General features: G+C 49.9%; 16 protein-coding genes. All 16 read left to right on the top strand.

Annotated features, from left to right (window positions below):
* The first annotated feature begins 216 nt into the window (after window positions 1-216).
* Window positions 217-996: a ZIP family metal transporter gene (locus CLOSYM_RS03700; protein ID WP_021640996.1), complete on the top strand. Its 780-nt coding sequence runs from the start codon at window positions 217-219 to the stop codon at window positions 994-996.
* A 72-nt stretch (window positions 997-1,068) separates the two neighbouring features.
* The gene (locus CLOSYM_RS03695; RefSeq protein WP_044902111.1) at window positions 1,069-2,145 is read left to right on the top strand and encodes a glycosyltransferase family 2 protein; all 1,077 of its coding nucleotides are present in this window, start codon (window positions 1,069-1,071) and stop codon (window positions 2,143-2,145) included.
* Window positions 2,146-2,334: 189 nt separating this feature from the next.
* Window positions 2,335-4,254 carry a DNA gyrase/topoisomerase IV subunit B gene (locus tag CLOSYM_RS03690; protein ID WP_003510579.1) on the top strand — a complete coding sequence of 640 codons (1,920 nt, stop codon included), beginning with the start codon at window positions 2,335-2,337 and terminating at the stop codon, window positions 4,252-4,254.
* Between the two features lie 115 nt (window positions 4,255-4,369).
* On the top strand, window positions 4,370-6,610 hold the full coding sequence (locus tag CLOSYM_RS03685; RefSeq protein WP_021640993.1) for a DNA gyrase/topoisomerase IV subunit A: 2,241 nt from the start codon (window positions 4,370-4,372) through the stop codon (window positions 6,608-6,610).
* Between the two features lie 116 nt (window positions 6,611-6,726).
* A complete protein-coding gene (locus tag CLOSYM_RS03680) occupies window positions 6,727-8,007 on the top strand; it encodes an amidohydrolase (protein ID WP_021640991.1) in 1,281 nt (426 codons plus the stop codon).
* A 167-nt stretch (window positions 8,008-8,174) separates the two neighbouring features.
* Window positions 8,175-8,894 carry a purine-nucleoside phosphorylase gene (gene deoD / locus CLOSYM_RS03675; protein WP_003510583.1) on the top strand — a complete coding sequence of 240 codons (720 nt, stop codon included), beginning with the start codon at window positions 8,175-8,177 and terminating at the stop codon, window positions 8,892-8,894.
* Window positions 8,895-8,956: 62 nt separating this feature from the next.
* A complete protein-coding gene (locus CLOSYM_RS03670) occupies window positions 8,957-10,495 on the top strand; it encodes an ABC transporter ATP-binding protein (RefSeq protein ID WP_044902110.1) in 1,539 nt (512 codons plus the stop codon).
* 1 nt (window position 10,496) lies between these two features.
* Window positions 10,497-11,576, top strand: coding sequence for an ABC transporter permease (locus tag CLOSYM_RS03665; RefSeq protein WP_003510586.1), 1,080 nt, complete (start codon window positions 10,497-10,499; stop codon window positions 11,574-11,576).
* A gap of 12 nt (window positions 11,577-11,588) precedes the next feature.
* Window positions 11,589-12,503 (top strand): ABC transporter permease, encoded by a 915-nt coding sequence (locus tag CLOSYM_RS03660; protein ID WP_003510587.1) that lies wholly within the window; start codon window positions 11,589-11,591, stop codon window positions 12,501-12,503.
* Between the two features lie 124 nt (window positions 12,504-12,627).
* Window positions 12,628-13,809: a BMP family lipoprotein gene (locus CLOSYM_RS03655; protein WP_021640989.1), complete on the top strand. Its 1,182-nt coding sequence runs from the start codon at window positions 12,628-12,630 to the stop codon at window positions 13,807-13,809.
* Between the two features lie 82 nt (window positions 13,810-13,891).
* The gene (locus tag CLOSYM_RS03650; protein ID WP_021640988.1) at window positions 13,892-14,665 is read left to right on the top strand and encodes a TatD family hydrolase; all 774 of its coding nucleotides are present in this window, start codon (window positions 13,892-13,894) and stop codon (window positions 14,663-14,665) included.
* Between the two features lies 1 nt (window position 14,666).
* Complete coding sequence (locus tag CLOSYM_RS03645) at window positions 14,667-16,298, top strand: gamma-glutamyltransferase family protein (RefSeq protein ID WP_021640987.1); 1,632 nt, start codon at window positions 14,667-14,669, stop codon at window positions 16,296-16,298.
* A 40-nt stretch (window positions 16,299-16,338) separates the two neighbouring features.
* The gene (ade, locus tag CLOSYM_RS03640; protein ID WP_021640986.1) at window positions 16,339-18,108 is read left to right on the top strand and encodes an adenine deaminase; all 1,770 of its coding nucleotides are present in this window, start codon (window positions 16,339-16,341) and stop codon (window positions 18,106-18,108) included.
* Between the two features lie 235 nt (window positions 18,109-18,343).
* On the top strand, window positions 18,344-19,429 hold the full coding sequence (gene asd / locus CLOSYM_RS03635) for an aspartate-semialdehyde dehydrogenase (RefSeq protein ID WP_044902115.1): 1,086 nt from the start codon (window positions 18,344-18,346) through the stop codon (window positions 19,427-19,429).
* A gap of 71 nt (window positions 19,430-19,500) precedes the next feature.
* Entirely contained in the window at window positions 19,501-20,556 is a 1,056-nt protein-coding gene (locus CLOSYM_RS03630) for an aldose epimerase family protein (protein ID WP_003510593.1), read from the top strand.
* 317 nt (window positions 20,557-20,873) lie between these two features.
* Window positions 20,874-21,839 carry a DMT family transporter gene (locus CLOSYM_RS03625; RefSeq protein ID WP_242828642.1) on the top strand — a complete coding sequence of 322 codons (966 nt, stop codon included), beginning with the start codon at window positions 20,874-20,876 and terminating at the stop codon, window positions 21,837-21,839.
* Window positions 21,840-21,841 lie beyond the last annotated feature (2 nt).

Genomic DNA, 21,841 nt, shown 5'->3' with positions numbered 1-21,841 from the left:
CCCCTCACGACACCCTCCAACCGGGGACGGAAGATTCAGTCATCCCCCTCACCATACCGGACATAGTCGGTTCCGGACGCGTCCTCCGGGCCTCAGTTAAATCTCCAATAAATGAAAAGTAATACTAGTAAACATTCTTATTATCTGCTATAATGTCTTTAAATATAAGGAAAGTTCGATAGATTACATCCAAAGTCAATTATAGGAGGATAAAGAATGAATATACTGACCGGGATTTTAATCCCGTTTATCGGTACCACGGCGGGGGCAGCCTGCGTGTTTTTTCTAAAGGATCAGCTCAGGCCGGTGGTGCAGAAAACACTGCTTGGTTTTGCATCCGGCGTGATGGTGGCGGCTTCGGTGTGGTCGCTGCTGATACCGGCTATGAACATGTCGGAAGGGATGGGGAGACTCGCTTTCGTTCCGTCTGCAGTCGGCTTTCTGTTTGGCATTGCATTTTTGCTGACAATGGACAAACTGATTCCTCATCTGCACCTGAACAGCGAGAAACCGGAAGGAACTAAGAGCAGTCTGCAGAAGACCACAATGCTGGTTTTGGCTGTGACGCTTCATAACATACCGGAAGGAATGGCCGTTGGTGTCGTATTTGCAGGCCTGCTGGCTGAAAACAGCGGTGTTACGCTGGCGGGTGCCCTGGCTTTGTCAATCGGTATCGCGATACAAAACTTTCCGGAGGGAGCCATTATTTCGCTGCCCCTGAAAAGCGAAGGAGGAAGCGGCCGCCCGAAGGCTTTCTTTCTCGGGATGCTCTCGGGCATTGTGGAGCCGATAGGCGCGCTCCTGACAATAGCCATGTACCGTGTCATTGTACCGGCTCTTCCCTATCTGCTGGCCTTTGCGGCAGGCGCCATGATTTATGTCGTCGTCGAGGAACTGATACCGGAATCGGCCGAGGGAGAACACTCTAATATGGGGACGATTGGTTTCGCCGCCGGATTTGTAATTATGATGATCCTGGATGTGGCCCTTGGATAACTTGTGAAGAGTAACGTATCAGAATCACGCGGGCATCATAAAGTAAAGTAAGAAAAGAACCGGAGGACTGCCATGGCAACGGTCAGTCTCTGTATGATAGTAAAAAATGAGGAAAAGGTGCTGGGACGCTGTCTGGACTCTGCAAAAGAGATAGCAGACGAGATAATCATTGTAGATACAGGCTCCACCGACCGTACAAAGGAGATAGCGGCAGAATATACAGAGAAAATCTATGATTTCGAGTGGAACGACGATTTTTCCGCAGCGAGAAACGAATCATTCAGAAAGGCAACGATGGATTACTGCATGTGGCTGGACGCGGATGACGTGATACCGGAACGCGAACAGCAAAAGATAAAGAAACTGAAAGAACAACTGACGCCGGATGTTTCCGCGGTCATGATGAAGTATGTAACTGCTTTTGATGACACAGGAAAACCGGCGTTCCTTTTTGACAGGGAGAGGCTGCTTAAGAACGGAGACGGCTATCTGTGGGGAGGCCGCGTGCATGAGGCGGTTGCGGTGAGGGGAAAGGTACTCTATTCAGATGCGGTGATTGAACACCACTCCATAAAGAAGGAATACTCAGACAGAAATTTAAGAATCTATGAAAGAATGATAGAAGAGGGGGAAGAACTGGAACCGCGCCACCAGTTCTATTACGGCCGTGAGCTTTATTATCATGGGAGGAATGAGGATGCGGTCAGAGTCTTTGAAACTTTTCTTAGGGACCGGGAAAAGGGGGCCTGGCTTGAAAATCTGGTAGATGCCTGCCGGTTCTGCGCACTGTGCTTTTACAGGATGGGGAAAAGGGAGGAGGCGCTTGAAAAGCTGTTTTGGACGTTCTCTTATGATGTGCCGCGGCCTCAGATATGCTGCGATATCGGAAAACATTTCCTGGATGAAAATCGCTTAAAGGAGGCGGAGTTCTGGTACCGTCAGGCAATGCAGACATCGTATGAACCAATCCCCGGGGCTTTTGTGGAACCGGAGTACAAAGAGTTTATTCCGGCAATACAACTGGCTGTCTGCCTGGATCGTCAGGGGAAATACGTGGAGGCAGCCAGATATAATGAACTGGCTTCCTATTACAAACCGGATTCGGAGGCAGTCAAACAGAACCGCATATATTTTGAAGGCTTGAAATAATTTCAGGGGTTTTATGCAAAGCACATATGAAAAAGGTGTTTTTTGCCGTTACTGTTCACACTGCTTTCTGGCGAGGTGTGAACAGTAACCAAAATTTCTCCGAGAGATACCTTGCTGAACAGCTATCTTGCAAAACACATTTTTTTATGCAATAATAAAACAGATGATAACCAGATCTGGAGGAATAATATGGCAAAAACACAGTATGATGCGGACAGTATTACCGTCCTGGAAGGCCTGGAGGCGGTCCGCAAACGCCCCGGTATGTATATCGGAGGTGTGGGAACAAAAGGCCTCAATCATTTAATATACGAGATCGTGGATAACTCGGTCGATGAACATCTGGCCGGGGAGTGCAACGACATCTGGGTAACGCTGGAAGCGGACGGCTCCTGTACCGTCCGCGACAACGGCAGGGGAATCCCGGTGGAGATGCATAAAAAGGGGGTCTCGGCAGAGAGAATTGTACTCTCTACCCTGCACGCAGGAGGGAAATTCGACAATAATGCTTACAAGACAAGCGGCGGTCTTCACGGAGTAGGTTCTTCCGTGGTGAACGCCCTTTCCGAGCATATGGATGTGACGGTCTATAAGAACGGCCAGATCCACCATGACGCATATGAGAGAGGGATCCCGACCGTAAAGCTGGTGGACGGACTGCTTCCGGTGATAGGAAAGACCAGGGAGACAGGTACGAAGATTAATTTTATGCCCGACGGAGAGATCTTTGAAAAGACGCGTTTTAAGGCGGAATGGCTCAAGAGTCGTCTCCATGAGACAGCCTACCTCAATCCCAGACTTTCCATACATTACGAGAACAAAAGAGCGGGAGAAGCGGAGAAAATCACATACAGCGAGCCGGAAGGGATACTGGCCTATGTGAAGGAGCTCAACAGCACGAAGACGCCGGTCCATGAGCCGTTTTATTTTAAAGGGACATCAGAGAATATCGAAGTGGAGGTAGCATTCCAGTTCGTCGATACCTTCGAGGAAAATGTACTCGGCTTTTGTAACAATATTTTTACACAGGAGGGCGGAACCCACCTTGTCGGCTTCAAGACGCGCTTCACAACCATGATCAACAGCTATGCCAGGGAGCTTGGAATCCTGAAGGAGAAGGATTCCAACTTTACGGGTGCGGACACGAGAAACGGAATGACGGCCGTGATTGCGGTAAAACACCCTGATCCGATTTTTGAAGGCCAGACAAAGACAAAGCTGGCCAGCGCCGACTGCACGAAAGCTGTCTTTAATGTGACGGGCGAGGAGTTACAGCTTTATTTTGACCGGAACGTCGAGGTCTTAAAGGCGGTGATCGCCTGTGCGGAAAAATCTGCTAAAATCAGGAAGGCGGAGGAAAAAGCCAAGACAAATATGCTGACAAAGTCGAAATTTTCCTTTGACAGCAACGGCAAGCTGGCTAATTGCGAAAGCCGGGATGCGGAGAAATGCGAAATTTTCATCGTCGAGGGAGATTCGGCCGGCGGTTCCGCCAAGATGGGAAGAAACCGGCAGTACCAGGCCATCCTTCCGATCCGCGGAAAGATTCTGAACGTGGAGAAAGCCACAATGGACAAGGTTCTGGCCAACGCTGAGATTAAGACGATGATCAACACCTTCGGCTGCGGCTTTTCCGAAGGATACGGCAATGACTTCGATATCACGAAGCTCCGCTATAATAAAATCATACTGATGACGGATGCCGATGTGGACGGCAGCCATATTGATACGCTGCTTCTCACCTTCCTGTATCGTTTTATGCCCGAGCTTATCAGCAACGGACATGTTTATATCGCAATGCCCCCGCTGTTTAAGGTAATCCCGAAGAAGGGCAAGGAAGAGTACCTCTACGATGAGAAAGCCCTGGAGAGGTACAGAAAGAACCATACCGGCGATTTCACCCTCCAGAGATACAAGGGTCTTGGAGAGATGGATGCGGAACAGCTCTGGGAGACGACCTTAAATCCGGAGAACCGGATTTTGAAGCGGGTGGAGATCGAGGATGCCAGGATGGCTTCGGAGATTACGGAGATGCTGATGGGAAGCGAAGTGCCGCCCAGACGCCAGTTTATCTATGAGCATGCCGATGAGGCGGAGATAGATGCATAAGCATCCTGCGGGAAGCTGCGCCTTACGATACCCGGCGCATGAAAACGCCTCACAAAATATTACCCGCGGCAGGAAACAAGTCAGAAACTTAAGATTGCAGGAGATAGAATAAAGAATGGCTGAGAAAATTATCACAACGGAATACTCGGAAGAGATGCAGCGCAGTTACATGAATTATTCCATGAGCGTCATTACGGCCAGGGCGATTCCCGATGCCAGGGACGGCCTTAAACCCGTGCAGCGCCGTGTGCTTTATGATATGAGCGAGCTGCGCCTCGGTTCCGACAAGCCCCATAGGAAGTCGGCCCGTATTGTCGGCGATACGATGGGTAAATATCATCCCCACGGAGACAGCTCCATCTATGAGACGCTGGTCGTCATGTCTCAGGTCTTCAAGAAAGGAATGCCTCTCGTAAACGGGCACGGAAACTTCGGTTCCATTGAGGGGGACGGGGCTGCCGCCATGCGGTACACGGAAGCAAGGCTTGAGAAATTTGCGGAGGAAGTCTATTTAAAGGATTTGGACAAGACCGTACCGTTTGTCCCGAATTATGATGAGACGGAGAAGGAGCCGGAGGTTCTGCCGGTCCGCGTGCCCAACCTGCTGATCAACGGCGCGGAGGGAATTGCGGTAGGAATGAGTACCAGCATTCCGCCCCACAATCTGGGGGAGGTCGTGGATACGGTTATGGCTTATATCGATAATCCGGAATGCACGACAAAAGAACTGCTCGATATACTCCATGGCCCTGATTTCCCGACAGGCGGGATTATCGCCAACAAGAGCGATCTGCTGAATATTTATGAGACGGGAAGCGGACGGATCAAGCTGCGCGCCAAGCTGGAGGTGGAATTAGGCAAGCGGCGTGTGGACAAGGACAAGCTGATCATATCGGAGATTCCTTACACGATGATAGGTGCAGGCATTAATAAATGTCTTGTCGATATTGCGGATTTGGTGGAGTCGAAGAAACTCACCGATGTGGTGGATATCTCGAACCAGTCCAACAAAGAGGGAATCCGCATTGTTCTGGAATTAAAGAAAGATGCCGATATCGAAAAGATTAAAAATATCCTTTATAAAAAAACGAAGCTGGAGGATACCTTCGGCGTCAATATGCTGGCAATTGCCGGCGGCCGCCCGGAGACTCTTACGTTAAAAGGAATTCTTAAAAATTACCTGGATTTCCAGTATGAGAATAATACGCGCAAATACAATGTGCTTCTGGAAAAAGAGCTGGAAAAGAAGGAGATCCGGGAAGGTTTAATCAAGGCCTGTGATGTGATTGACCTGATTATCGCCATACTCAGAGGCTCCAAAAATTTAAAGGACGCAAAGGCCTGCCTGATGGAGGGAGATATTTCCAACATCCATTTCAAGACGCCGGGCTTTGACGAGGACGCCAGGAAGCTGCGCTTCACGGAAAAGCAGGCGTCCGCGATTCTGGAGATGCGTCTCTATAAGCTGATTGGACTTGAAATTCTGGCCCTGGAGAAGGAATATAAGGAAACTCTGAGGAAAATAAAGGAATACGAAAAGATCCTGTCCAGCAAGCTGACCATGGACGATGTGATCAAGAAAGACCTGGAAGAGATTAAAGCGGAATTTGCCACGCCGAGGAGAACGCTGATTGAGGACGGCAAGGAGGCTGTCTACGATGAGACGGCGGTTGAGATCCGGGAGGTCGTCTTTGTCATGGACAAGTTTGGTTACGGCAAGCTGGTGGACAGGGCGACCTACGACAGAAACCAGGAGACGATAGAAGGGGAGAATCCCCATGTCATCCCCTGCCTGAATACCGATAAAATCTGTCTCTTTACGGACACGGGACTTCTTCAGCAGGTGAAGGCTTCTGATATTCCATTTGGAAAAATGAGGGATAAAGGTACACCGGTCGATAACCTCTGTAAATTTGACGGGACAAAGGAGCGCCCGATATTCATTATCAATGCTTCGGCCCTGGTGGGACGCCGTCTGCTGTTTGCAACAAAGGGAGCTATGGTCAAACTGGTTCCGGGTGAAGAATTTGAGACAAATAACAGGATGGTTGCCGCTACAAAGCTCCAGGACGGCGACATGGTTGTCAGCATCCAGCTGACAGACGGCAGGACGGAGGCCGTTCTCCAGACGACAAACGGCGTATTCCTCCGCTTTGATCTGGAAGAAATTTCCACACTCAAGAAGAATTCCAAGGGCGTCAGGGGAATTAAGCTGGGCCGCGGAGAAGAACTGGAACAGGTTTATCTGCTGGGTACAGACAGTGAGCAGACCGTTATGTACAAAGAAAAACAGGTGCATCTGAACCGTCTGAAGATAGGAAAGAGAGACGGGAAAGGGAGTAAAGTGCGGCTTTAAAACCGCCTTGGCAGATACCGGGGCTGATGCGGTAATTGACTTTTTTTCATAATCATGATAAATTTATTAAATAATATAGTTAATACATTTGTTGGCTTCTGCCGGAAAGTGACAGAATGGATAAACATGATATTTATATAAAAATTGAGAATGAAATTCAGAAGAATAAAGATGGATTGACAGAGCTGGGACGGGAGCTGTTTAATCACCCGGAGCCTGGTTTTAAAGAAGTGGAATCGAATAAGATTCTCACTTCTTTTTTGCGTGAGAATGGAATTTCCTGCCGCTCCGATATCTGTCTGACAGGGATTCGGGCGGAGATTGGGAATGGGGAAGGATACCACATTGCGCTGGTGGCGGATATGGACGCGCTGATTGTGGACGACGGGGAGAAGCGTTACCCCTGCCATTCCTGCGGACACAGCATCCAAACCGCCGTCATGGCCTATGTGTTGAAAATGTTGAATGATATGAAGCTCTGCGGGGAGACGGGAGGACGGGTCACCTTCATCGCCGCGCCTGCCGAGGAGTTTATTGAGTTTGAATACAGGCAGAAGCTGAGAGCGGAAGGGAAGATTAAGTATTTCTCCGGAAAGCAGAACATGATAGAACAGGGGATATTTGACGATGTGGACTGCGTGATTTCCATGCATGTGAACGGGGAGACCGGCACATTGTTCGACGTCGGCTCCACATTGGCCGGATTCATGGTGAAAAAGGCTGTTTTTACCGGAACCGCCGCTCATTCCGGAGCTGCCGCCCATATGGGAAAAAATGCGCTCCATGGGGCCAGTCTCTGCATGGATGCCATTGCCTATATGAAAGATCAGTTTCCCAAGGAGGCCGGACTCCAGATCCATCCGGTTATCACACAGTGCGGAGGCAGCGTCAATATTATTCCCGATAAGGCGGTTCTCGAGAGCTATGTCAGGGCAAATACGCTGGAGGAGCTTTTGGAGGCAGGAGAGAAGTTTGACCTCTGTGCCGTCCACTCTGCCGGGGCCTTAGGCCTTGGCTGCCGGATTGAAAACCAGACGGGATATATGCCGCTTCAGCAGTCAAGTGAAATAAACGAAATCATTTACCGCCATATGCAGGAGATTTGCCCGGACGACAGGATTGTGAAGAATGTGGTTTCGGGGGCGTCCGGCGATGTCGGGGATTTAGGTTATCTGCTTCCGACGGTGCAGTTTGGATTTTCAGGGATAAAGGGCCGGATTCACAGCAGCGAATTTGAGATTACAGATGAAGAGAATGTCTATCTCCACACAGCAAAGATAGTCATGAAAACAGTATATGATTTGCTGTCCTGTCCGCAGCTTCAGGTTAAAAATAAAGATTTTTCTGAAAGAAAAGAGTTTTATTTGAAAAACTGGTTATACAAAGAACAGGAGTAACAGTTCATGTTGCCTGTACTGTTATGAACAGGAGCATTAATCCGGAAAAAACGGCGTTCAGAATATATGCTTACGGCAGACCGGACAGTAAGGGCGGGACCGTTTCATCTGAAACGCGTTTTCTACAATAAATATGATTATATTCTAAATATCAGGAGGAAGTGACTATGTCAGAACACAACATACCAACACCGCATATTGCAGCACAGGCAGGAGAAATTGCGGAGACAATCCTTTTACCGGGAGATCCGCTTCGGGCAAAATATATTGCAGATAATTTTCTGACCGATGTTAAACAGTTTAATGCAACCAGAAATATGTTTGGTTACACAGGCTCTTATAAGGGGAAACGCGTATCAGTCATGGGAACGGGAATGGGGTGTCCGTCTATCGGCATCTATTCCTATGAGCTGATTCATTTTTACGGATGCAAGAATCTGATCCGTGTCGGCACGGCGGGCGCGCTCCGTCCGGAGGTGAAGGTCCGCGACATGGTATTCGGCATGGGAGCCTGCACCACATCCAATTTTGTGAAACAGTTCCGCCTTCCGGGCGATTATTCCTGCATCTGCAGCTACGAGCTTCTTGCAAAAGCGGTAAAAGCAGCGGAGGAGAAAGGACTTCATTATCATGTCGGCAATATCTTAAGCTCAGATATGTTCTATAATCCGGAGCTTCCTCCGGTGGGAACCACCTGGGATAAGATGGGCGTGCTGGCGGTAGAGATGGAGGCGGCGGCCCTTTACAGCAACGCGGCATACGCAGGCGTCAACGCTCTCTGTATCCTGACTGTCTCAGATTCCGCTGTGACAGGCGAGGCTACGACCGCCGAGGAGCGGCAGACCTCATTTACCAGCATGATGGAAGTTGCTCTGGAACTTGCATAAGTGATATTAGGAGTGCCGGACAGACAGCGGCACTTTACAGCGAAAGAATAAGGGGAATGACTATGGCAGAGGAAATTTTACGGGTGGAAGACCTGACTAAAATTTATCCGGGCGGCGTTCTGGCCAACTATAATATTAATTTCAGCGTAGACAAAGGAGAAATCCATGCGCTGGTAGGTGAAAACGGAGCCGGAAAGTCCACTCTGATGAAGATGCTGTTTGGAATTGAGGAAATTACAAGCGGCAAAGTATTCCTTCATGGACAGGAAATGCATTTTCATTCCAGTAAGGATGCAATCGAACACGGAATCGGAATGGTCCATCAGCATATGATGCTGGTGCCTTCGCTGACCGTTGCGGAGAATCTGGTACTGGGAATCGAGCAGAAAAAGGGAATGTTCCTGGATCAGAAGAAAGCAGTGGAAGAGACAGAGAAAATTTCAAAGAAATATAATCTTCATGTGGATGCCACAAGGAGAGTCCGTGACATCTCCATCGGTATGAAGCAGAAGCTGGAGATATTAAAAACCATGTACCGCGGGGCAAAGATTATAATCCTGGACGAGCCGACTGCCGTTCTGGCGCCGCAGGAGACGGAGGAACTGTTTGAACAGCTTCTGAACCTCAAGAAAGAAGGCTATACGATCATTTTCATCTCCCATAAGCTCCATGAGGTCAAATATCTCTGTGACAGGCTGACCGTGCTTAAGGACGGCCGGTCCATCGGAACTTATAAGGTGGAGGATGTGACGCCGGAAGAAATTTCACGACTGATGGTGGGGCGCGACGTCAAACTGGAGTATGATAAGACGCCGCAGCAATTCGGCAATAAGATATTGACGGTGGAAAACCTGTGCTATACCGATAAATTCGGCACGAAAAAACTGGACAACCTGAATTTCTCCCTGAAACAGGGAGAAGTGCTGGGAATTGCCGGTATCGAAGGCAACGGCCAGAAAGAGGCCATGGAGATCCTGACCGGCAATATGAAGGCAGAGAGCGGCGCCATTCATTACCGCGGGGAAGATCTCTGCCGTAAGACTATCCGGGAAAACAGAAGGATGGGAATCGCCCATGTGCCGGAAGACCGCAACTTAAACGGCAGCGCGCCGGAGATGAGCGTGCGTGATAACTTAATTGCCGCAAGTCTCGACAAGCTGTCCAAAGGAACGATTCTCGACAGGAAAGCGATTGAGGACTATTGCGAGGCCTGTGTCGAAGACTTCAGGGTTAAGACATCCAGCCTCGATATCAGCATCAAGAGCCTCTCGGGAGGAAATATCCAGAAGGCCATTGTGGCCAGGGAATTTACGGCAGGCGCCGACATCATCATCCTGAACCAGCCGACACGGGGCGTGGACGTCGGAGCCATGGAGTTTATTCACAAGAAGATACTGGAAATGCGGGATGATAAGAAATCCCTGATTTTAGTAAGCGCCGACCTGGCAGAGTTAAAGGCACTGAGCGATCGCATTATTGTATTCCATCAGGGAACGATTGCGGGCGTCCTTGACGATGTCCCCAATACGACGGAAGAAGAACTTGGTTTATATATGCTGGGACTTAAGTCTGATTCCGAAGAGAAGCTTAAGGAGGCGTAAGATGAACAGGAAGAAAAAGTTTGAATGGTATGGAGTGATCCGCGTGACGGCGGCCATTCTGATCGCTCTTCTGATTGCGGCGGCGATTATTTTTGCAGTGGCGGACGATCCCGGGACAGCGCTTTACAGATTCCTGCTGGGACCATTTTCGACAAAAAGAAACTTTTTTAATGTAATTGAAACAATGATACCGCTGGTATTCTGCGGACTTGCCATCAACGTCATGCATAAGAGCGGCCTGTTCTCCATGGTGGCCGACAGCTCCTTCTATTTTGCGGGCGTCATGGCGGCGACGCTGGCAATCGCATGTCCGATGCCGAATATCCTGCATCAGATCGTAATCCTGGCTGTTGCCATGGCAGTGGGAGGCGTGATTGGCATTATTCCGGTTCTGATTAAGAGAAAGACGGGAGCCAACGAACTCGTTATCTCTCTGATGATGAACTATATCTTCTTTAATTTCGGTTACTGGCTGATCCGGAAATTTTTCCTGGATACGTCCAACGGCTCGTTCTCCATCGGTTTCCAGCCGACGGCGACACTGGGCAAGATGCTGAAAGGGACCAATACACACTATGGTCTGCTCATCATGATCGCTGCTGTCATTATCATGTGGATTCTGATGGATAAATCGAAATTCGGCCGTGAACTGAAAATTACAGGCTCCAATGAAAACTTTGCAAAATATGCAGGTATCAAGATTGGCGGAGTCGTAATCGGCTCCCAGTTAATCGGCGGAATGCTGGCCGGACTTGGCGGCGGCGTCGAGATGATCGGCATGTACAAAAAGTTCCAGTGGATTACGGCTCAGACGTACGTATGGGACGGTATTCTGATCAACCTGCTGGCAGGCACAAAGCCGCTTATGATTCCGGTTTCTGCCTTTTTCATTTCCTATATCCGAATCGGCGCCCTTGTAATGTCCAGAGGCGGGGATGTGGACTCAGAGATTGTATCCATCATCCAGGGCATCATGATCATGCTGATTGCCTCCGAACGGTTCCTGTATAAGATGAAGAAGAATAAAGAAGAAAGAGAAGCGCTGCAGAACCAGACGGTGGAAGCAGAAGGCGCGAACTAAGGAGGGGGAAAAATGGACTTTTTAACAAATCTTGATTTTTGGTTTACCGTTCTCCGAGCTACGACGCCGGTTCTATTTGCCACGATGGCTGCGCTCATCGCCAGCCGTTCCGGCATGCTCAACCTGGGACTGGAAGGAGCGATGACAATTGCAGCGCTCTGCGGAGTATTGGGAAGCGGCTTTACCGGAAGCCTTCTTGTCGGCGCTGTTTGCGGCCTTGCGGCCGGAATCGGTTTTACCATGCTTCTGGCCTACTTTGTCCAGCACCTTAAGGCAAATCAGGTAATCTCCGGTGTGGCTCTCAATCTGGCGGCCAGCGGGGGCTCTGTTTTCTGCCTGTATTCCATAACGGGAGACAAGAATGCCAGCAACTCTCTGGCTTCGTCGGCATTCCCGGCCGTACAGATTCCGGTCATTAAGGATATACCGGGTCTGGGAGATGTATTATCCGGACATAACAGTTTGACTTATGTCGCATTTATTGTTACAATCGTCATGTTCATTATGCTGAAAAAGACGTCCTTCGGCGTTCATATCAGGGCCGTGGGAGAGTCGGAGGAGGCAGCACGCTCCGTCGGTATCAATGTGAAACGTGTGCGTTACCAGGCTATGCTGATCAGCGGCACTCTGGCATCCCTTGGCGGAATGTATCTGTCCATGGGATATGTGAACCGTTTTACATCAGGTATGGTGGCGGGACGCGGCTATATTGCACTTGCAACCAACGCGATGGCGGCCGGCAATGCGCTGATGGGAATGGTCAGCTCTATCCTGTACGGTTTCGGCAGCGGTATCTCCATCTATCTTCAGAATAACAATGTGGATCCGTACCTGATTACAATTATTCCATACGCATCCATCATTGTCTTCTATGTTTTGTTCAGCCTTTATTACAAGGTCAGGAGAAAGACGGAGGATTCCCTGTAGGCGCAGAAAAGCCCGATTACGGAAGAAGGAATTTCCTGTTTTAACTATTGTTCGTTATCTCTTGGGAGCTGTCTCCCTTTAGATATAGAAAACCATTTATTTATACGATCTAAGGAGGAACATTATGAGAAAATCATTCAAAAAAGCAGCAGCCATCGTTCTGACTGCGGCTATGGCATTGTCCATGACTGCATGCGGCGGCGGCAAAGCGGCGGAAGAGACAAAAGCGGAAGCAGGCAGTGAAGCTGCAGAGCCGGCAGCAGACGGCGAGACAAAAGCGGCAGAGAATGCAGGCAACGGCGAGAAACTGAAAATGACACTCTGCATCGGCCGTAAGAACGACCTTTCCTTCCAGCAGTCAGCCTATGAAGGCGCCATGAGAGTGCAGGAGGAGATGGGTGACAAGTTTGAAGTCAATGTGGTTGAGATGGGCGACGACACGACCAAGTGGCAGGCAGCTTTCTACGACGCGGCGGACAGCGGCGCGGACATCATTGTTGGAACCGGTTTCCAGAACAAAGAGAACTTTGAGACAATCCCGTTAGAGTATCCGGATACCAAGTTCATCCTCTTTGACCAGGATGTTGACTACAGCTCAGGCGATTTAGGCAACGTTTTAACCGTATTATTTGATTCCAACCAGTCCGGTTTCCTTGCAGGCGCTGTTGCAGCATACTACACAACAGGCGAGAACGCTGCCAACACCGATAAGACAATCGGTTTCGTAGGCGGAACGGAGAGCACGACGGTTAACAACTTCCTTGTAGGTTATGCCGAGGGCGCTAAATATGTGGACCCTGAGACAAAGATCCTGACAGCTTATGTAGGCGACTTCATGGATACGGCCAAGGCAAAGGATCTTGCCAACGCACAGATTTCCGAAGGCGCCGACATCGTGTTCCAGGTTGCAGGCGGTGCAGGCAACGGTGTTATCGAAGCTGCGGCTGAGAAAGACGGCGTGATGGCTATCGGTGTGGACAGTGATCAGTACAGAACCCTGGAAGGCTCCAACTTACAGGCATCTGTTATTACATCCAGCTTAAAGCTTCTTGACAACGCGTTATTTAAAATCTGCTCCGACTATGTGGAAGATCCTTCCAAGGTACCGTTCGGAACGACCGTAACTTACGGCCTTAAGGACAACGCCGTAGGTATCGTGTTCAACGAGAACCTGACAAAGAGCATTGGTGAGGAGAATGTCGCCAAAGTTAAGGAGATTCTCGGAAAGATTCAGAGCGGAGAGATTACCGTATCCGATGCGGCTGAATTGACGGCAGATCAGATTAAAGAGATTGTAAACAACTAAGAAGAAGCTGCTGCATCCCGGAGGCGCATTAAACGGCCGGGGTGCGGCTTTTTCTATATTCAGATGGAAGGATGGCGGCATTTTGAGGGGAATCATAGACAGCCACGCCCACATCTGCGGCGATATCCTGTATCCCAGGTGGGAAGAGGTGATTGCCGGAGCTAAGGAAGCGGGGATTGATAAAATAATGATTGTCTGCACAGGACTTTCCGAGGCGGAGAGAGCGATTGAGATTGCAAAGAAGGAATCGATGTTTGACGTCGCCTGTGCATTTTATCCAAATGACATACTGAAGGTAACAGATAAAGATTTTATACGGCTGGAGGAGCTGGTTAAGCGTCCGCAGGTGAAAGCGGTGGGCGAGATTGGGATGGACTATTTTCCCTATGAGAAGACAGTTCCGGCCGATATACAGAGAGACGCTTTCATCAGACAGATTGAGATGGCTAATAACGTAAACAAGCCGGTGTTAATCCATATGCGGCTTGCAACGAAAGATACATGCCGCTATATGAAGGAACATTTAAGGGTGCCGGGAATCATGCACTGCTACAGCGGCGGCTTTGAGGCAATGCAGGAATTTCTCGACATGGGCATGTATATTTCTTTTTCGGGAAATATTACTTTTGAACCGGATGATATCAGCACACAGAGAGCTGTCAGGGAAGTTCCGCTTGACCGGATTCTGGTAGAAACCGATGCACCCTCCCTTACGCCTGCCCCGATGCAGGGAAGAGATAATGAACCGAAATATATAACTTATGTGATAGAGCATATCTGCCGGGTGAGAAATATCGAAAAAGAAGACCTGATCCGGGCGGCAGGAGAGAACTACAGACGTCTGATGGGAGAATAAAATGGAATTTAATCATATGGAATACCGTTATCCCTCACGCCGTGAAGCTATATTTGCGAAGAACGGGATGGTATGCACCAGCCAGCCGCTTGCGGCCCAGGCCGGACTGGACATATTAAAACAGGGCGGCAACGCAGTCGATGCGGCTGTTGCCACGGCGGCAGCCATGACGGTGCTGGAGCCGACTTCCAACGGAATCGGCGGAGATGCCTTCGCGCTTGTATGGCTGGAACGGAAAAAAGAACTGCTCGGATTAAACGCAAGTGGTAAAACGCCGCGTTTGATTAATGCGGATAAAGTGAGGAAATCGGGCTGCAAGGAGATGCCGGTTCGCGGATGGCTGCCGGTCATGGTGCCGGGAGCGCCGTCCGCATGGGCAGAGATGACCGAAAAATACGGCTGCCTAACTTTGGAGGAGAACCTGGAGCCGGCTATCCGCTATGCAAAAGAAGGCTATCCGGTAACGCCCGTCATAGCCGGACTTTGGAATGCGGCATTTGAACTGTTTGGCAAAATCCGCCGTGAGGAACAGGATACGGACTGGCTGGAACCATGGTTTCATCATTTTGCCCCGGAAGGCCATGCCCCGAAGGCTGGTGAAATTTGGAAATCCGGGGATATGGAGGAGACGCTGAAAAAGATTGCCGGAACCGGCGCCCGTGATTTTTACATAGGGGAGCTGGCCTGCAAAATCGATGAGTTTTCCCGCAGGACCGGCGGATATCTGAGAAAAGAAGATCTGGAAGGCTATTGGTGTGAATGGGTAAAACCAATTCATATTGGCTACCGGGATTATGAGGTATGGGAAATACCGCCGAACGGGGATGGAATTATCGCTCTGATGGCGCTTAATATATTAAAGAACTTTGAATTTGAGTCGGACGGCAGGGAAAGCGCCGAAACCTGCCACAGGCAGCTGGAGGCAATGAAGCTTGCCTTTGCCGACGGCACGCGGTATGTGGCAGACCCGAAGTCCATGACAGTGACTGCCGCAGAGCTGTTAAGCGGCAGCTATGGACGAATGCGAAGCGGTCTCATTGGCAAGACTGCCGGAACGCCAAACGCAGGAGATCCGAGAAGCGGAGGCACCATTTATCTTTGCACGGCCGACCGGGAGGGGAATATGGTTTCCTTTATCCAGAGCAATTTTAACGGATTCGGCTCCGGCGTCGTCGTGCCGGGGACGGGAATATCCCTTCAGAACAGGGGGTGTGCCTTCACTCTGGATGGAAAATCAGAGAACTGCCTGGGACCGGAAAAGAAAGCATTTCATACGATAATTCCGGGTTTCCTGACAAAAGGCGGGGAGGCGGTAGGACCTTTTGGCGTCATGGGAGCATTCATGCAGCCCCAGGGCCATGTCCAGGTTCTGATGAATATGATAGACTTTAAGCTGAATCCGCAGGAAGCTCTGGACGCACCGAGATGGCAGTGGATTAAAGATAAAAAGGTGCAGGTGGAGCCGCTGTTTCCGAAAGAACTGGCGAAGCAGCTCTCAGCCAGAGGCCACGAGGTGGAGGCGGTGGAGAGTGCGGTAAGCTTCGGCCGGGGTGAGATGATACTGAAAGACAAAAACGGCGTTTACTGCGGTGCGGCTGAGCCGAGGGCAGGCGGCCATGTGGCGGCTTGGTAAATCAGAAACTTACGCAATGATTTGAGAAGGAGATAAAACGATGATTAAACTGGAACCCCAAAATAAAAAAGCGCTTTTAAAAACGGCCCTGGGGCTGGAACCGGCCGATCTGGCAATCAATAACTGCCGTCTGGTCAATGTATTTACAGGGGAGATTTATCCGGCTGTCGTATATGTAAAAGATGGATTTATCGCTCATGTGGAGACGGAGAAGCTGGAAGGGCCGTATGGTGCCCTTGAAATTTACGACGGAGAAGGACGGTACCTGATCCCGGGCCTCATCGATTCCCATATGCATATCGAAAGCTCGATGATGACGCCCAGGAATTTTGCCAGAGTCGTCATTCCTCACGGAACTACTACAATAATCCATGATCCCCATGAGCTTGCCAATGTTTACGGTGTGGATGCTGTTAAATACATGCATGACAGTGCGGACGATCTCCCGATGCGCCAGCTTGTGGATATTCCGAGCTGTGTTCCGGCTGTGCCGGGCTGCGAAAATGCCGGAGCCGAGTTTTTTGCCGGGGAGATCCGTGAGCTGGCAAAGCTTAAGCGCGTGGTCGGCCTCGCCGAGGTGATGGATTTTTACGGAGTGATGAACGGTGACGAACGGATGATGGATATTATCGAAGCGGCACAGGAGAGCGGCCTTTACCTCCAGGGCCATGCCCCGGGGCTGGGCGGCAGGCAGCTTTCCGCTTATCTGTGCGGCGGTCCGAATACCTGCCATGAGACGACCAATGGGGAGGAAGCTCTCGGTAAGCTGAGGGCAGGCATGTATGTGGATGCAAGGGAAAGCTCCATCACAAAGAACGTGAAAGCAATTGTGGAGGGGATTCAGGGAATTCGCTTCTATGATACGCTGACCCTTTGCAGCGACGACAGAGAGAGTGACGATCTGCTTCATACGGGCCATCTGAATGCCGTGGTCAGAAAAGCGATTGAGTGCGGCATGGACCCTGTGCTGGCGATCAAGAGCGCCACGATCAATACGGCCAGGGAAATCGGCGTGAGCCATATAGGCGCAGTAGCGCCCGGATACACCGCGGATATGGTGCTGACAAAAGACATCCATACGATGTGGGCCGACGCCGTATTCTACGGCGGAAAGCTGGTTGCAGAGCATGGAAAACTGACGGTGGAAATCGAAGACCGCGAGTATGAGATGGAGACAAAAAATTCCATGAATGCGGGGAATGTGTCACTGGATGACTTTATCGTGAAAGCACCTGTGGAAAATGGTACGGTGAAAGTCCATGTAATGGAGTACCACGATCTTCTCCAGAGCATGACAAGATGCGCGGTGGAGGAGCTGGAGGTGAAGGACAATAAGGTAGTCCTGGGAGAGGGAATGGCCTTTGTAGCCGTCATCAACCGACATGGAAAAGGGACAAAGGCTCTGGGAATTGTCAAAAATTTCGGCAGCAGCGAAGGCGCCATCGCCTCCACCGTTTCCCATGATTCCCACAATCTAACCATCGTCTACTTCAAACCGGAGGATGCACTGGCTGCCGCAAAGGAACTGATTGCAAAAGGCGGAGGCATGACGGCGGTAAAGGACGGCGTCGTTCTGAACACGCTCCGTCTGGAAGTGGGCGGCCTGATGACCAGGCTGAATGCGGAGGAACTGACAAAAGAAGCAGCGAGAATGAAGGAAGTAGAGCGCGGTCTGGGCCTGACTGCCCAGGAAAATCCTCTTCTTCGCATTGTTTCCCTGGCGCTTCCGGTTATTCCTGATGTAAAAATGTCGGATTTGGGACTCGTTTCCGTCGCGGAACAGAAGATTATTCCGTTGTTCACGTCATAAATTGCATGAATGTGCGCGCGATAAAGACAAATGTATTTTCTTTGCGGAAAAATATTGATTTTTTTAAAGAATTGGTTTAGGATATACGTTAATGCTGCTTATGTATAACAGTTCCGGACAGCTTACGGAACTGTATAACGGCAGCGCGCAGGAATGCGGCAATCCCACGGGCGTCCTGAACCGGGCGGCAATATAGGGAAATAGAAATCCGGGAATGAGGAGAATAGAGATGGAAATGAAGAAGAAATTACGTGTAGGCGTCTTAGGTGCAACTGGTATGGTAGGACAGCGTTTTATTACGCTTCTGGCAGAGCATCCCTGGTATGAGGTTACCGCAGTGGCGGCAAGCCCCAGATCCGCTGGGAGAACCTATGAGGAGGCGGTGGGAGGACGCTGGAAGATGCAGACTCCGATGCCGGAATCCGTTAAGAACATGGTAGTTATGAATGTCAACGAGGTGGAGAAGGTAGCCGAAGCCGTTGATTTCGTCTTCAGCGCCGTCGATATGACGAAGGAAGAGATCAGAGCCATTGAGGACGCCTATGCAAAGGCGGAAATTCCGGTGGTTTCCAATAACAGCGCCCACCGCTGGACGCCGGATGTTCCGATGGTGGTTCCGGAGATTAACCCGGAACACTTTGGCGTAATCGAATTCCAGAAAAAGCGTCTTGGAACGACGAGAGGTTTTGTTGCTGTAAAGCCGAACTGCTCAATTCAAAGCTATGCTCCTGTTTTAACTGCGTGGAAGGAATTTGAACCTTATGAAGTAGTGGCTACTACGTACCAGGCTATCTCCGGTGCGGGCAAGACATTTGGTGACTGGCCGGAAATGGTGGAGAATATAATTCCGTATATCGGCGGCGAAGAGGAAAAGAGTGAGCAGGAGCCGTTAAGACTCTGGGGCGAAATAAAAGACGGACAGATTGTAAAGGCAGAAGGCCCGTTAATCACATGCCAGTGTATCCGTGTGCCGGTATTGGACGGACATACGGCCGCCGTTTTTGTAAAATTCAAAAAGAACCCGACGAAAGAAGAGCTTATTGAGAAGCTTGTGAATTTCAAAGGGCTTCCTCAGGAGCTGGGGCTACCGAGTGCGCCGAAGCAGTTTATCCAGTATCTGCAAGAAGATAACCGTCCCCAGGTAAAATTGGATGTGAATTATGAGAAGGGAATGGGAGTTTCCGTAGGCCGGCTGAGAGAAGATACGGTTTACGACTGGAAATTCGTTGGACTGTCCCATAACACGCTGAGAGGCGCGGCAGGCGGAGCCGTTCTGTGTGCAGAGCTTCTGACGGCCCAGGGATATATTCAGGCTAAATAAGGCCGGGGACTGAACGGTAACACTGTGAATAGTAACAACAGTTTTCATCCGGTTAAGGAGGAATATATTTTATGTATAAAAAGGTAAAGTTTGGTGAATTGGAAGACGGAAGAGAGGTCTTTCAGTATACCCTGACGAATCGGAACGGAGTAACGGCGTCTTTTCTGGATCTGGGCGGAATTTGGTCGTCCATGCTTGTTCCGGATGCCAACGGCCGGCTGGACGACGTGGTGCTGGGATATGACACGATCGAAGCATGTCTGGTCAACGGCGGCCATCTGGGCGAGATTGTTGGAAGAAATGCAAACAGGATAGGCAGGGCGGAATTTACGCTGAATGGCGTTACATATAAACTGGCTGCCAACAACGGCCCGAATAATCTGCACAGCGGTCCTGACTTCTATCGTGACAGAATATGGGACACTGAGTTATCCGAAGGGGAAGGGGAGAGTTCCATTACATTTTCTCTTATAAGTCCCGACGGAGATCAGGGGTATCCCGGCAATGCAAGGATTTCCGTCGTCTATACCCTGACTGATGAGAACGAACTGAAAATCAGGTACCATATGATTTGTGACAGGGACACCGTCGCAAATATGACGAATCACAGCTATTTTAATCTGGCCGGACATAATAGCGGCAGCGCGGTGAATCAGCTTGTGTGGATTGATGCGGACTGCTTTACACCGACAGATGAGGTGTCCATCCCATACGGCAGAATCAGCCCGGTTAAAGATACGCCGATGGACTTTACGTCCGGAAAGCCGATTGGCCGCGATATTGATGAGGATTATGAGCAGCTTAAATACGGCCATGGCTATGACCATAACTGGGTTCTGAACCATGAGCCTGGAAAACTGGCTCTTTCGGCAAAGGCCTGGGACGAAGCCAGCGGCCGTGTGATGGAGGTCTATACGGACCTGCCGGGAATCCAGTTTTATACGGCCAATTATCTGGAGCCGGAGATACCGGGCAAAGAGGGCGTGATGTACGGTCCGCGCCACGGATACTGTTTTGAGACACAGTATTACCCGAATGCCATCAATACTCCTGATTTTCCTTCCCCGGTTTTAAAGGAAGGAAAAGAATATAATACTACCACTATTTACAAATTTATGATAGAATAATTAAATGTGAGAAGATGGTAACAGTTCAGACTGGTCTGCGCATTTGCTGCGCTGACCGTGCAAAAAGGCAGTGGCAGCAGGCAGCCGGCTCATCGCGCAGCGATTTTAATTAGCCGAATGCCGTAACGGTTCACGCTGTCTTAACTGTTACGGAAAATGGATACAGGGATGCAGAAAAAAGCCTTCGGCAAAAGCTGCAGCCCTGTATTTTTGGTAACAGTTCAGCCATGATGCGTTCCGTGAGGCGATTTCGCTGTTTATCGCAAAATCCCGGATTTGGAAGCGCGGAGCGGTGGCAGGCCAGGGGATATGAGGTCTTGAAGAGCCGGGAGGGTGAAATCGAAATGGAAGCGACAGAGGGAAAAATGAATGATAAAACAGTAAAGCTGCTTGCGTCGGCCGGGCTTTTACTGGTGACAATTGTATGGGGAAGCGCATTTGTGGTGATGAAGAATTCCATGGATGTGATAAAACCCACGTATCTTTTGGCATACAGGTTTACGATCGCCACGGCAGGCCTTATTCTTATATTCCGGAAGCAGGTCAAATCAATGACATGGGCCGATATCAAATGCGGCGCCCTGTTGGGGATTTTCCTGTTTATCAGCTATTATTTCCAGACTTATGGGCTGAAGTTTACGACGGCCAGTAAAAATGCATTTATCACAACGCTGTACGTGATCATCGTGCCGTTTCTGCACTGGTTTTTTAACAAGGTAAAACCGTCGGGAAATAATATAACGGCGGCCTGTATTGCAGTAGTAGGGCTGGCGCTCCTTTCCCTGAAAGGAGATCTGACCGTTAATTTCGGAGATTTCCTGACATTCATCTGCGGCTTTTGTTTTGCCCTTCATATGGTGTTTATCGACCGCTATACGATGTGTTACAGTCCTATCAAGCTGACGGTTGTGCAGATGGCCTCCTGTGCCGTATTCGCCTGGCTGGTGGCGGCAGTTTTTGAAGGTCCATGTGATCTGAGTGTCTTTACAGACCGGGGAACCGTCGTATCCGTCCTGTACCTTGGCGTCATATCAAGTATGCTCTGTTTTCTCCTTCAGACGGTGGGGCAGACGTATCTCAGCGCAAGCACCTCATCGATACTGCTGTCGTTTGAATCTGTATTCGGCCTTATCTTCTCCGTCATCTTCCTGCAGGAGTCGGTTACGGCCAGGATGCTGCTGGGATGCGCCCTGATGTTTGCCGCAGCCATTTTAGCCGAGCGCACGCCGTCTCAAAAGAAAAAGGCCAAAAAAAGGAAGAGTGAAGAAACGGCTGAAGTCTGATA

This window comes from [Clostridium] symbiosum ATCC 14940 (genome assembly GCF_000466485.1).
Lineage (GTDB): Bacteria > Bacillota > Clostridia > Lachnospirales > Lachnospiraceae > Otoolea > Otoolea symbiosa.
This window is presented reverse-complemented; position numbering and strand designations above follow the sequence as displayed.

Coding starts and splice junctions, on each gene's coding strand:
- CLOSYM_RS03700 (WP_021640996.1), top strand. CDS start 217: ATGAATATACTGACCGGGATTTTAATCCCGTTTATCGGTACCACGGCG.
- CLOSYM_RS03695 (WP_044902111.1), top strand. CDS start 1,069: ATGGCAACGGTCAGTCTCTGTATGATAGTAAAAAATGAGGAAAAGGTG.
- CLOSYM_RS03690 (WP_003510579.1), top strand. CDS start 2,335: ATGGCAAAAACACAGTATGATGCGGACAGTATTACCGTCCTGGAAGGC.
- CLOSYM_RS03685 (WP_021640993.1), top strand. CDS start 4,370: ATGGCTGAGAAAATTATCACAACGGAATACTCGGAAGAGATGCAGCGC.
- CLOSYM_RS03680 (WP_021640991.1), top strand. CDS start 6,727: ATGGATAAACATGATATTTATATAAAAATTGAGAATGAAATTCAGAAG.
- deoD (WP_003510583.1), top strand. CDS start 8,175: ATGTCAGAACACAACATACCAACACCGCATATTGCAGCACAGGCAGGA.
- CLOSYM_RS03670 (WP_044902110.1), top strand. CDS start 8,957: ATGGCAGAGGAAATTTTACGGGTGGAAGACCTGACTAAAATTTATCCG.
- CLOSYM_RS03665 (WP_003510586.1), top strand. CDS start 10,497: ATGAACAGGAAGAAAAAGTTTGAATGGTATGGAGTGATCCGCGTGACG.
- CLOSYM_RS03660 (WP_003510587.1), top strand. CDS start 11,589: ATGGACTTTTTAACAAATCTTGATTTTTGGTTTACCGTTCTCCGAGCT.
- CLOSYM_RS03655 (WP_021640989.1), top strand. CDS start 12,628: ATGAGAAAATCATTCAAAAAAGCAGCAGCCATCGTTCTGACTGCGGCT.
- CLOSYM_RS03645 (WP_021640987.1), top strand. CDS start 14,667: ATGGAATTTAATCATATGGAATACCGTTATCCCTCACGCCGTGAAGCT.
- ade (WP_021640986.1), top strand. CDS start 16,339: ATGATTAAACTGGAACCCCAAAATAAAAAAGCGCTTTTAAAAACGGCC.
- asd (WP_044902115.1), top strand. CDS start 18,344: ATGAAGAAGAAATTACGTGTAGGCGTCTTAGGTGCAACTGGTATGGTA.
- CLOSYM_RS03630 (WP_003510593.1), top strand. CDS start 19,501: ATGTATAAAAAGGTAAAGTTTGGTGAATTGGAAGACGGAAGAGAGGTC.